General features: G+C 69.7%; 9 protein-coding genes and 1 pseudogene. 1 reads left to right on the top strand and 9 read right to left on the bottom strand.

Going from position 1 to position 11,612, the window contains the following annotated elements; all coding sequences use genetic code 11:
- Positions 1–8: 8 nt before the first annotated feature.
- Genes Q5H91_RS14590 through Q5H91_RS14570 form a run of 5 tightly spaced genes read right to left on the bottom strand, consistent with a single transcriptional unit; the run spans position 9 to position 4,814 of the window.
- Positions 9–944, bottom strand: a complete 936-nt coding sequence (locus tag Q5H91_RS14590; protein WP_305174178.1) for a hydroxypyruvate isomerase family protein — start codon at positions 942–944, stop codon at positions 9–11.
- A 13-nt stretch (positions 945–957) separates the two neighbouring features.
- Positions 958–1,344 (bottom strand): c-type cytochrome, encoded by a 387-nt coding sequence (locus tag Q5H91_RS14585; RefSeq protein WP_305174177.1) that lies wholly within the window; start codon positions 1,342–1,344, stop codon positions 958–960.
- Positions 1,341–2,513 (bottom strand): Gfo/Idh/MocA family protein, encoded by a 1,173-nt coding sequence (locus tag Q5H91_RS14580; protein WP_305174176.1) that lies wholly within the window; start codon positions 2,511–2,513, stop codon positions 1,341–1,343. Before Q5H91_RS14580 ends, Q5H91_RS14585 begins: the two co-directional genes overlap by 4 nt.
- On the bottom strand, positions 2,500–3,567 hold the full coding sequence (locus Q5H91_RS14575) for a sugar phosphate isomerase/epimerase family protein (protein ID WP_305174175.1): 1,068 nt from the start codon (positions 3,565–3,567) through the stop codon (positions 2,500–2,502). Before Q5H91_RS14575 ends, Q5H91_RS14580 begins: the two co-directional genes overlap by 14 nt.
- Entirely contained in the window at positions 3,564–4,814 is a 1,251-nt protein-coding gene (locus tag Q5H91_RS14570) for an MFS transporter (protein WP_305174174.1), read from the bottom strand. The genes Q5H91_RS14575 and Q5H91_RS14570 overlap by 4 nt, the downstream gene beginning before the upstream one ends.
- A gap of 116 nt (positions 4,815–4,930) precedes the next feature.
- Here Q5H91_RS14570 and Q5H91_RS14565 point away from each other — a divergent pair.
- Positions 4,931–5,854, top strand: a pseudogene (locus Q5H91_RS14565) (LacI family DNA-binding transcriptional regulator); the annotation flags it as partial.
- On the opposite strand, the gene Q5H91_RS14560 reads toward Q5H91_RS14565, so the two are convergent.
- From Q5H91_RS14560 to Q5H91_RS14545, 4 genes are read right to left on the bottom strand one after another with little or no spacing between them, the layout of a single operon-like run.
- Positions 5,764–7,176 (bottom strand): TolC family outer membrane protein, encoded by a 1,413-nt coding sequence (locus Q5H91_RS14560; RefSeq protein ID WP_305174173.1) that lies wholly within the window; start codon positions 7,174–7,176, stop codon positions 5,764–5,766. The pseudogene Q5H91_RS14565 and the gene Q5H91_RS14560 sit on opposite strands and share 91 nt — an antisense overlap.
- Positions 7,169–9,577: an ABC transporter permease gene (locus tag Q5H91_RS14555; RefSeq protein WP_305174172.1), complete on the bottom strand. Its 2,409-nt coding sequence runs from the start codon at positions 9,575–9,577 to the stop codon at positions 7,169–7,171. Before Q5H91_RS14555 ends, Q5H91_RS14560 begins: the two co-directional genes overlap by 8 nt.
- 13 nt (positions 9,578–9,590) lie before the next feature.
- Complete coding sequence (locus tag Q5H91_RS14550; protein ID WP_305174171.1) at positions 9,591–10,268, bottom strand: ABC transporter ATP-binding protein; 678 nt, start codon at positions 10,266–10,268, stop codon at positions 9,591–9,593.
- 9 nt (positions 10,269–10,277) lie between these two features.
- On the bottom strand, positions 10,278–11,558 hold the full coding sequence (locus Q5H91_RS14545; RefSeq protein WP_305174170.1) for an efflux RND transporter periplasmic adaptor subunit: 1,281 nt from the start codon (positions 11,556–11,558) through the stop codon (positions 10,278–10,280).
- Between the last annotated feature and the right edge of the window lie 54 nt (positions 11,559–11,612).

Below are 11,612 nucleotides of genomic sequence, written 5' to 3'. Positions count from 1 at the left end.
TGTTCCCCTCATGCCTGATCGATCATGCGGTAGGCGGCGATCAGGCGATCCTCGCCCGCACGCCCGTCGACCGAATTGCCGTGTTCCATGCCGATCACCCCGGCATAGCGTTTCGCGCGCAGCCATCTCACCACGTTTGCGAAGTTGATCTCGCCGGTCCCCGGTTCCTTGCGGCCGGGATTGTCGCCGAACTGGATATAGCCGATCTCGTCCCAGCAGGTGCCGAGCGTCGGGATCAGGTTCCCCGACTGAATCTGCTCGTGATACACGTCGGCCAGGATCTTCACCGCCGGGCTGTTCACCCCGCGCGCCACGGCATAGCCCTGCGCGATCGACTGCATATAGACGCCGGGATGGTTGGTGCGGGTGTTCAGCGGCTCCATCACCATCGCGAGGCCCGGATGCGCGGCGACGATGTCGGCGGCGCGACGCATCACGTCGATGACGCGCGCGGTCTGGATGTCGAGCGGCAGCTTGGCATCCAGAAATCCGGTCACCACCGTCATCCGCGTCGCCGACAGCCGCTTGGCGACATCGATCGACTGGCGGATATCGGCCAGGAATGCTTCCCGATCGGCATCGTCGTTGGCGCCGAGGATCGGGCGCGACTGCGACCATCTCGGCATGCTGGCGACGAACACGCCCATCGTCATGCCGCGCTGTTGCAGCGCCCTGGCCATCGCCTCCTGCTCGGCGACGGTGCGGCCTGCGGCTTCGTTATCTTCCCAGGCGGTGAAACCCTGGTCGGCGGCATAGGCGATCTGCTCCAGCCGTCCGCCGCGGCTGGCGAAGCTGCCCTCGTGCGGGGCGAAGCCGAGCGAGAAGCGCGCCGCGTTCGACCCGCGCCGCCGCTGCGCGGCGACCAGCCCCGACGCGACCGTTGCCGCCGCCGCGCCCGACGCGATGACCGCCCGCCGCGACATCGTCAAAGGACCGCGCGCCATGGGGCCGTTCCCGTCATTTTGCGCCTTCGCCCTTCAGATAGGCGATGATCGCCGCGCGCTTGGCGGGATCGGGAGTGGCGATCGGCATGCGGGTGCCCGGCACCTTCTTCGACGGTGCCGCCAGATACGCATCGAGCGTCTTCTCGTCCCAGCGCAGCTTCGACGCCTTCAGCGCGGGCGAATAGTTGAAGCCTGCGACCGACGCCGCCGGCCGGCCGACCACGCCGTAGAGGTTGGGACCGATGCCGTTGCGGTCGCCCTGGTTGACGGTGTGGCACGCACGGCACGCGGCGAAGGCGGCCGGAGCTGCGGGGGCGGTCTGCGCGATGGTGGGCACCGCGACCGCGAGCAGCGCCGCTGCGCCGACACCTGCGGCACCCAGACCGATGACCAGCTTCATTCACTCTCTCCCAAATCCACCGGGGTCCATTTCCGGTCGGACTGCGCGTCGGCGATCACCGCTTCGATGAAGGCCATGGTGCGCAGCCCGTCGGCGACTCCCGGAAACCAGCGTCCGTCATCGGCCGCACCGTCGATTTTGGCGGCGAAGGCACGGTAAAGGTTCGCAAATGCCTCGATATACCCTTCCGGATGACCCGCGGGTGTACGGAGCAGTGCCGTCGTACGCGGGTCGAGGCCGGGGCCGCCCGCCCGCACCACCTCGGCCGGACGGTCGAGCCAGCGCAGGGTCAGCGTGTTGGGCTCCATCTGCGACCATTCCAGCCCGCCCCTGCTGCCATGGACGCGCAGCCTCAGCCCGTTCTCCTCGCCTGCCGCGACCTGGCTCGCCTTCAGCGTGCCGCGCGCGCCGCCGACGAAGCGCAGCAGCGCCGACACGTCGTCATCCAGTCGCCGCCCCTCGACATGGGTGGTCAGGTCCGCCGATACCGCTTCGACCCGCAGGCCCGAGACATGCTCGGCCAGCTGGAAGGCGTGGGTCCCGATATCGCCCAGGCAGCCGCCGAGCCCCGCCTGCGCCGGATCGGTGCGCCACGCCGCCTGCTTGTTGCCGTCGGTATCGATCGGCAGGCTGAGCCAGCCTTGGAGATACTCGACCTGCACCAGCCGGATCGTGCCCAGGTCGCCGCGCGCGACGCGGACCCGCGCCTCCTCAACGAGCGGATAGCCGCTATAGGTGAAGGCGAGCGCGAACAGCCGCCCGCTCGCCCGGGCCGTGGCGGCGATCGCGCGCGCCTCGGCCGCGCTCATCGCCATCGGCTTCTCGCAGAAGACGTGGAAACCCGCCTCCAGCGCCGCGATCGCCATCGGCGCGTGGAGGTGGTTGGGCGTCACGATCGCCAGCGCGTCCATCCGCTCGCCCGTCGGCAGCGCCCGCTCGCCCGCGATCAGCGCGTCGAACGCGGCATAGGACCGGTCGGCTGCGATGCCGAGCGCCGCGCCGCTGCGGCGGCTGCGCTCCGCATCGGTGCTGAACGCGCCCGCAACCAGCCGCCAGTCGCCGTCGAGCGCGGCGGCCTTGCGGTGGACGGCGCCGATGAACGCGCCCTCGCCGCCGCCGGCCATACCGAGCTGAAGGGGTTGCCGCACCGTCACTTCAGGCCGCGCCATCGGACAGGCCGAGGAGCTTGCGGATCGCTGCCTGGTCGACTCCGCTGCGGGCGAAGTCGTCGAAGGCGTGGTCGGTCACCCGGATGATATGGGCGTCGATAAAGGGTGCCCCCTCGCGCGCGCCGTCCTCTGCCCGCTTCAGCGCGCATTCCCATTCCAGCACCGCCCAGCCGTCATAGCCATATTGGGCCATCTTGCTGAAAATCGACGAGAAGTCGACCTGTCCGTCGCCCAACGAGCGGAACCGGCCGGCGCGGTCGACCCAATTCTCATACCCGCCATAGACGCCCGTGCGCCCGCTCGGGTTGAACTCGGCATCCTTGACGTGGAAGCAGGAGATGCGGTCGTGATAGCGGTCGATGAAGTCGAGATAGTCGAGCTGTTGCAGCACGAAATGCGACGGATCGAACAGCAGCCGCGCGCGGGGATGCTCGCCGACCGCGGCCAGGAACCGCTCCCATGTCGCGCCGTCGTGCAGGTCCTCGCCCGGGTGCACCTCGAACGCGCAGTCGACCCCGGCTTCCTCGAACGTGTCGAGGATCGGCAGCCAGCGCCGCGCCAGTTCGGCGAACGCCTCCTCGACCAGCCCGGCGGGGCGCTGCGGCCAGGGATAGACATAGGGCCAGGCGAGCGCGCCCGAGAAGGTGGCATGCGCCTTCAGCCCCAGATTGGCGCTGGCGCGGGCGGCCAGCTTAACCTGCTCGACCGCCCAGGCTTGGCGCTCGGCGGGCCTGCCGTGCACCTCTGGCGGGGCGAAGCCGTCGAACAGCGTGTCATAGGCGGGGTGGACCGCGACGAGCTGTCCCTGAAGGTGCGTCGAGAGTTCGGTCACCTGGATGCCGTGCCGGTCGAGCATCCCGCGCAGATCGTCGCAGTAGCTGCGACTTTCCGCTGCCTGCTTCAGGTCGATCAGCCGGTCGTTGCAGGGGATCTGGACGCCGACATAGCCCAGCCCTGCCGCCCATTCGGCCATGTGATCGAGCGTGTCGAACGGCGCGGTGTCGCCCATGAACTGGGCGAGGAAGATGCCGGGACCCTTCATGCCGGTGCTCATGCCGCCACCTCCGCGCGACGATCGTCGCGGAAGGTCAGCTGGAACAGCAGCGCGATCGCCGCGGCGGCGATCGCCGGATACCACCACATCGCGTGCCAGTCGGCGATGCTCGGGTTGGCGGGCAGCTGCGCGTAGAGGAGCGCGCCGATCTGCGAGCCCAGCAGCATGCCGACGCCATAGGTGAACAGCGTCAGCATCCCCTGCGCCTGCGCGTTCACGCCCTTGGGCGTCGCGATCGTGCCGGTGTAGATCGCGCCGGCGACGAAGAAGAAGTCGTAGCAGACGCCGTGCAGCGCGACGCCCAGATAGACCGCCCACAGCCCCGCGCCGCCGTCGCCGATCGCGAACAGGGCATAGCGCAGCGCCCAGGCCGCCATGCCGACCAGCAGCAGCGGCTTTACCCCGAAGCGGCGATAGAGCCACGGCATCGAGAACATGAAGACCAGTTCCGACATCTGCCCGATTGCCAGCGTGCCGCCGACATTCTCGATCCCCGCCGCGCCGACATAGGGCGAGGCATAGGCGTAATACATCGCTAGCGGGATCGAGATCAGGGTCGCGCAGAGGATGAAGATCAGGAACGAGCGCTGCTTCAGCAGGCCGAACGCCTCGACGCAGAAGACCTGTGCGGCGATGCTGCCGCCCTGCGGCGCGTCGGCCGCGACGCTCGGCAGGGTGAAGCTGTAGAGGCCGAGTGCGACCGAGACGACCGCGGCGACGCGGAAGATCTCGGGACTGGCGGACAGGCCGGCCCAGCCGATGATGAGTCCGGCCGCGATCCAGCCGAGCGTGCCGAACGCGCGGACGAAGGGGAAATTGTCGGTCCGCTCGCCGAAGCTCTTCAGCGCTATGGTGTTCGCCAGGCCGACGGTCGGCATGTAGAGGATCATGTAGCCGAGCAGCACCCAGACGAAGGTCGTGCCGTTCTCCGGCGTGACCAGCCCGGGCATGACGAACAGGATCGCGCCACCGACCAGGTGCAGGATCACCATCAGCATCTTGGGGCTGACATAGCGTGCCGCCGCCATGCCGAGCAGGAACGATCCCGCGATCGACGCGATCGGCCCCATCGAGAAGGCGTTGCCGATCAGCTCGCCGATGCCGACCGTCTGCATCGCCAGCCCCAGCGTGACGTTCCAGGCGCCCCAGACGAAGAACTGCATGAACATCAGCGCGCTCAGCCGGCCGGTCAGCCAACCGTCCGCCGGGCGCAGGTCCGCGCCGATCGCCTTGTCCGCAATGGCCATTTGCCCACCCTCTCACCGCGCAGTTTGCCTGCCTGATACCCCAAAGGCTAGGCAGGTCCGTCGATGATGTAAAGGATTACATCGACAGCGCCGCCGTTTCGATCCATGACCCCGCGATGCCGACGATCATCGACGTCGCCGCAAGGGCAGGGGTATCGACCGCGACCGTGTCGCGGGTGCTGAGCCGGCCCGAGCGCGTCGCGGAGCAGACCCGGCGGCGGGTGCTGGAGGTGGTCGACGTGCTCGGCTATCGCCCCAACGTCGCGGCGCGCACGCTGCGCACGCTGCGCGCGGCCAAGATCCTGCTGACCGTCCCCGACATCTCAAACCCCTTTTTCGCCAGCGTAATCCGCGGCGCGGAGGAGGCGGCGCGCGACGCTGGCTATGCGGTGGTGGTCGGCGACACCCGCCACGATCCGGACGTGGAGGATCAATATGCCGAGATGCTGTCGCGGCGCGAGGTCGACGGGCTGATCTTCCTTGGCCACCGCCTGCCCGACAGCCTGTCCCCGTTGCTGTCCCGCCACGGGCCGGCCGCGCCGATCGTCAACGGCTGCGAGTACAGCCCCGAGCTGGGCGTGCCGAGCGTCCATATCGACAATGCCGCCGCCAGCGGCGACGCGGTCGCGCACCTGATCGCACTCGGCCACCGCAACATCGGCGTCGTCACCGGGCCGACGATCAGCCCGATCAGCCGCGACCGGCTGGCGGGCGCAGAGGCGGCGGCGCGGCGCCACGGGCTTGCCGACCGGCTGCGGACGCGGATCGGCGACTATTCGGCGGGCTCCGCCTTCGCCCATGCGCGCGACCTGATCGCAGAGGGCGCGACCGCGCTGTTCTGCTTCAGCGACGAGATGGCGCTGGGCGCGATCAGCGCAGTCGGCGCGGCGGGACTGTCATGCCCCGCCGACGTGTCGGTGGTCGGCTTCGACGATCTGCCCTTCGCCCGCTATTTCCAGCCCGGATTGACGACCGTCGCCCAGCCCAAGGCGATGATCGGCCGCCGCACCGTGGAACTGCTCGTCGATATCCTGCGCAGCGTCGAGAGCCCGGTGCGGCAGGTGACGCTGCGCCACGAACTGATCGTCCGCGGCAGCACGGCACCGTATCGCGTCACCGCATAGGCCACGGCGTCCAGCCGCCCGGTGGCGCGGAGCAGCGCCGCCTGTGCGACCAGCGTGTCCGACCGTGCCGCCGCCAGTGCCAGCTGCGCCGCGCGCAGGCTCTGATCGGCGACGAGGATGTCGATCGTCGAGCGCAGGCCGAAGCCATATTCCGCGCGCACGCCCTGAAGCGCCAGGTCGGCGGCGGCGAGCCCCTCGGTCGCCGCCCGCCCGCGTGCCTGCGCCGCGGCCAGCGAAGCCCAGGCGGCGTCGGCGGACCGCACCGCCTCGCGCGCGGCGGCATCGGCCTGGAACCGCTCGGCGCGGTAGCTTGCCTCGGCCTGGCGGATGCGCGACGGCACCAGCCCGCCGGTCAGCAGCGGCACGCGCAGCGCCAGCCCCACGCTCGCGGCCGTCTCGAACCCCCGCCAGTCGCCATCGACGAAGCGCCCGCCGCGCCCATAGCCGCCGGCCAAGTCGATGGCGGGCGCGCGGTCGGCGCGGGCCTGATCGATCCGCGCCGCCGATGCCTCCACCAAGCGGCGCTGCTGGAGGAGGAGCGGGTTTGCCGCCTCGGCCGCGCGGCGCGCGCCATCGCGGTCGGCGGGCAGGGTGTCGGGTGGCGTGATGGCGGCGGACAGCGTGCCGGCATCCTGCCCCACCGCCGCGCGATAGGCCGCGGCCGCCGTCGCCAGCGCGCCCTCCGCATCGGCCAGATTGGCGACCACGCTGGCGCGCTGCGCCTCCAGCTGGGCGACGTCGGTGCGGGTCGCCTGCCCCAGTCCGAAGCGCGACTGCGCCTCCGCCACCTGCCGGTCGAGCCGCTCGATCCCGACCCGCGCCACCTCGACCGCCTGCTGGTTGTAGAGCAGGTCGGCATAGGCGATGACGACGCCCTCCAGGATCGCCGCCTCGGTATCGCGCAGCCCCTCCGCGCCTGCCAGCACGTCACCGCTGGCGGCGCGCACCGCCGAGGAGACGCGACCCCCTGTCCAGATCGGCAGGCTGACCGTCGCTGCCGCCGACGCGGCGCGCCCGGCGCCGAGTTCGTCATAGCCCGCGCCGCCGCTCGCCGACACGGTTGGCCGGCCGAGCGCGCGTGCCTGTTCCGGCGTCTCGGCCAGCGCCTCTTGCCGGGCGCGGGCGGCGGCGAGCTGCGGATTGGTGCGGTATGCCGCCGCGATCGCCTCGCCCAGCGTTTCCGCCGGGGCGGGCGCGGCGAGCAGCAGCGTCGCCGCCGCCGCGAGCCACCTATTCATGGCGCAGCGCCCAGGCTGGTGCCGCACGGCTGGCGCGGAGCGACTGGCCGAGCACGGTCAGCACCGCGATCGCCGTGGCGAGCAGGCTGGCCCCGACGAAATAGAGCGGCGACAGCGCGATCCGGTCGTCGAACCCCGCCAGCCACGTCCGCATCGCGACGAAGGCGAGCGGCCAGGCGACCAGGTTCGCGATCAGCACCGGGCGCAGGAACTGCCCGACCAGCAGCCTGACGATATCCGCCGACGACGCACCCAGCGTCTTGCGGATGCCGATCTCCTTGATCCGCCGCGCCGTGTTGAACGACGCGAGACCCCATAATCCGACGCAGCCGATCAGCACGGCGAGGCCGGCACCGATCCCGAACAGCCGGGTGGCGCGATCGTCGTCCTCGTAGAATTTGGCGAGCGCCTGATTGCCGGTGTCGGCCATGAACGGCACCTGCGGCGCCATCTTCTGCCACAGTGTCTGCACGGCGGCCTTGAACGGCCGCGGATCGCCGGTGAAGCGCAGCGTGACGATCGGATAAGGAGCGAGATCGCCGTAATAGGTGTAGTAAGTGGGATCGTCCGGCAGACGCGGGGAGAAGAAGCGAAGCTGGTCGACGACGCCGATGATGGTGCGCTGAGAACCGCCGCCGACCGTCTTGCCGATGGCGTCCTGCGGCGAGGCATAGCCGAGCTTGGCGACGGCGAGGCGGTTGATGACGATGTTGCGCGTGCTTCCCTTCGCCAGTGCCCCCGCATCGTCGGCGGGGTGCGCGTCGTCGAACACACGTCCGGCGATCAATCGCGTGCCATAGGTCTCGAAGAAATTTCGTCCGACCTCGATCTCGCGAAGCGACGGCCCGGGCTTGGGTTTGCCCGGCACGTCGAGATTGTCGAAATTGTTGGTGTCGGTGTTGCCGACGGCGCTGTTGGCCGTCGTAACCGCCTCCACCCCCGGCAGGCGCCGCAGCGCTGCCACCAGCGCCAGTCGCCGACCCTTGTCGAGGCTGTCGTCGCTCAACCCGCGCAGGACCAGCAACCCCTCACGCCGAAAGCCCAGGTCGGTGCTGCGGATATGGCGCGTCTGTGCGACCAGCACCGTCGTACCGACGAGGAAGGTGATCGCGAGCGCGAACTGGAACACCACCAGCGCCTCCCGCACGCGCGTGCCCGCTCGCCCCCCGCCGGGCGCCCGCGCCGACGACAGCACCTGGCTCGCGGGCCATCGCGCGAGGAGCAGCGCCGGATAGATGCCAGCCAGCGTCCCGATGACGAGCGCGAGTATCACGAGTGCCGGCACGACCACGGCGTAGGGGATGCCAAGCGTCAGGCCGCCCGCAGCGTTGACCAGTGGCAGTCCCAGTTCCGCGAGGATCAGGCCCGCCAGCGCCGCCAGCGCGACCGTCATCACCGCCTCGCCCAGGAACTGGCGCACCAGCATTCCGTGATCGGCGCCGAGCACCTTGCGCATCGCCACCTCCCGCGCGCGCAGCCCGGCGCGCGCAGTGGCCAGGTTGACGTAATTGACCACCGCGATGAGCAGCGTCAGCACGCCAACGATGCCGAGCGTGATGATCGTCATCTTCTTGGCGGCAACCGCCTTGCCCGCGGGCTGGAGATGCGCGTCGGCGAGCGGCAGCAGAGGCAGGCCGATCTGCTCGACGACCTTGTCACCCATGTCGGGGGTGCCGCGCCGCTTGATGAAAGCCGGCATGCGCTGCTCGAACGCGCGCGCTGCGGCGGGCGTGTCGAAGCGGAGATAGGTGTAGAGCGACGTCGATCCCCAGTGATACCACCAGGAGCTGAAATCCTTGCCCTGCCGCGCGATGATCGACACCTTGAAATCCGAGTTCCGCGGCAGATCCTCGAACACGCCGGTGACGTGATAGGTCGCGGGCTTGTCGAACGAGAGCGTCAGCGTCCGCCCGACCGGATCGACGTCGCCGAAATAGCGCCGCGCCGCCGATCGGCTCAGGATGATCGCAGTCGGATCGGAAAGCGCGGATGCCTTGTCGCCGACGACCATCGGCAGGTCGAACACCTTGAAGAAATCGGCATCGACGCGCGCGATGTCTTCCTCCCTCGCCGTGCCGTCGCGAAGGACGGTGCCGCTGCCGCTGTTGAACCGCGTGCCGACGATATCGGGGAAGTCCTGCTTCATCTGCTCCAGCAGGCCACCCATCGTGTTGGGATAGGTGCCGGTGAACGGGCTATCGATGCCCTTGTTCTCGGTCTGCACCAGATAGATGCCGTCATAACCCGGCAGCCATCGCTCGAAACTCGTCTCGAACCGGACGTAGAGCGACAGGATCAGGAATACCGCGATTCCCACCGCCAGGCCGCCGATGTTGAGCGCGGCATACAGCTTGTGGCGGGTGAGCGAGCGGTAGAGCGACAGGAGCGCGAAGCTGTTCATCGGTGCGGTCCCTTCAGATCGCGCGCATGGCGCTGGCGACGATGCGGCCGTCAAGCATGTCGATGCGGCGCTTCGCCATGTCGGCGTGGCTGGGCGAGTGGGTGACCATCACGATCGTCGCGCCCTCTGCGTTCAGGCCGGCGAGGATGTTCATGACCTGCTCGCCATTCGCGGTGTCGAGGTTGCCGGTCGGCTCGTCGGCCAGGATCAGCCTGGGATCGCCGACGATCGCACGGGCGATGGCGGCGCGCTGCTGCTGGCCGCCCGACAACTGGTGCGGGAAATGGCGCGCGCGGTGGGCGATGCCGACCTTGTCCATCGCGGCGGCAACGCGGCCCCGCCGGTCGCCCGCATCCTTGCGATAGGCGAGGCCGAGCGCGATATTCTCCTCGATCGTCAATTCGTCGATCAGGTTGAAGCTCTGGAAGACGAAGCCCAGGGTGCTGCCCCGGAACTGCGCCAGCGCCTTCTCGTCCAGCGCCGCCAGGTCGCGCTCGCCGAACAGATAGCGGCCCCCGGTCGGCCGGTCGACGGTGCCCAGCGTGTTGAGCAGCGTCGACTTGCCGCAGCCCGACGGGCCCATGATGGCGACGAACTCGCCCGCCTGGACGTGCAGGTCGATGTCGTGGAGCGCGGTCGTCTCCACCTCGTCGGAGACATAGCGGCGCTGGATGTTTTCGAGACGGATCATGGCCTGGCCCTATCGGATGTTGAGGATGTCGCCCTTCACGGACGCGGTGTTGCTGGTGACGATGCGCTCGCCGGCGGTCAGGCCGGACTGGATCTCGACCTGTTCGGGATTGCGCCGGCCGGTCTTCACCGCGCGGCGGCGGGCATGGCTGCCATCGGCGTCGAGGACGAAGGCCGATGTGCCGCCGCCCGCCTCCAGCCAGCCGCCGACCGGCGCGACCAGTGCGGGCGCGGTGCTGCCGAGCGTGATGCGGATGTCGAGCGCCTGGCCCCGGTTCAGCCCGGCTGGCGCGGCGTCGAAGGTCAGCTCGACGCGAAAGCGGCCGTCCTTTACCGCCGGCAGCACCTTGGACACGGTCAGCACCGCGCCGTCCGCGCTCGCCTTCTGCCCGACGCGGACACGGCCGAGGTAATATTCGTCGACATCGGCGGTCAGCTTCCACGACCCTTCGCTGTCAACCTGGCCGGCGGGGTCGCCGGGCTTCAGCGTCTGGCCCGGCTGGATGGTGAAGTTGGTCAGCCGCCCCGCCATCGGCGCGCGGATGGTGAGCGCGTCGAGCCCGGCGCGCACCGCGGCCAGGTTGCGCTCGAGCCGCCCGCGCGTGTCGTCCAGCCGTGCCCCTTGTGTCGCGGTGATCCGCGCCTCCGCCGCGCCGCCGGTCTGCAACTGGGCGAGGCGCTTTTCCTGATAGGCGGCCTCCTCGGCATAGCTCTTGACCCCGGCATCCGACAGGAAGCCCTTGTCGTGGAGCTGCTGGCGGATGCCGAGATCCCGGCGCGCCTTGATGAGGTCGTAATTGGCCTGCGCGATCTGCGCCGCCCGATCGAGCCGGTTGCGCTCGATGCCCAGATTCTCGCCCGCGACGCTGCCCAGCTGGCTGGCGATCTGCGCCTCGCGGGTCAGCACGTCGAGCTTGAGCGTCGGATTGGCGAGCGTCGCCAGCGGCTGCCCCGCCGCGACCATCGCGCCGTCCTGCACGATCAGCGTCTCGACCTGCCCGCCCGATAGCACGCCGACCAGCGTCGTCACCCGCGGCGCGACGGTGGCACGCACCGGCAGGTAATCGGCGAAGGGGGCACGGGTCACCTCGCCCGTCTCGATGTCGGCGGCGGCGATGTCGGTCGATCCGCTTGCCGGGAGCATCCGCCACACCAGTATCGCGGCGAGCGCGAGGATCACCGCGACGAGCGTCGCGCGCCGTCGCCACCAGGGCGCGCGTGGGCGCTCCACCCGGCGGTCCATCGCGGCGCCAGGCTGTGCGGTTGCGTGTTCGGGCTGTTCGGTCATCATGGCGCCAGTGTCGCGGATCCCGACCGGAAAGACGAAAGCGTTATGATTGAACAG

It is taken from the genome of Sphingomonas aurea (genome assembly GCF_030678875.1).
GTDB classification, from domain to species: domain Bacteria; phylum Pseudomonadota; class Alphaproteobacteria; order Sphingomonadales; family Sphingomonadaceae; genus Sphingomonas; species Sphingomonas aurea.
Note: the sequence above shows the minus strand (reverse complement) of the source record. Positions and strands in the feature narration are given on the sequence as shown.

Coding starts and splice junctions, on each gene's coding strand:
- Q5H91_RS14590 (WP_305174178.1), bottom strand. CDS start 944: ATGGCGCGCGGTCCTTTGACGATGTCGCGGCGGGCGGTCATCGCGTCG.
- Q5H91_RS14550 (WP_305174171.1), bottom strand. CDS start 10,268: ATGATCCGTCTCGAAAACATCCAGCGCCGCTATGTCTCCGACGAGGTG.
- Q5H91_RS14560 (WP_305174173.1), bottom strand. CDS start 7,176: ATGAATAGGTGGCTCGCGGCGGCGGCGACGCTGCTGCTCGCCGCGCCC.
- Q5H91_RS14570 (WP_305174174.1), bottom strand. CDS start 4,814: ATGGCCATTGCGGACAAGGCGATCGGCGCGGACCTGCGCCCGGCGGAC.
- Q5H91_RS14580 (WP_305174176.1), bottom strand. CDS start 2,513: ATGGCGCGGCCTGAAGTGACGGTGCGGCAACCCCTTCAGCTCGGTATG.
- Q5H91_RS14555 (WP_305174172.1), bottom strand. CDS start 9,577: ATGAACAGCTTCGCGCTCCTGTCGCTCTACCGCTCGCTCACCCGCCAC.
- Q5H91_RS14585 (WP_305174177.1), bottom strand. CDS start 1,344: ATGAAGCTGGTCATCGGTCTGGGTGCCGCAGGTGTCGGCGCAGCGGCG.
- Q5H91_RS14575 (WP_305174175.1), bottom strand. CDS start 3,567: ATGAGCACCGGCATGAAGGGTCCCGGCATCTTCCTCGCCCAGTTCATG.
- Q5H91_RS14545 (WP_305174170.1), bottom strand. CDS start 11,558: ATGATGACCGAACAGCCCGAACACGCAACCGCACAGCCTGGCGCCGCG.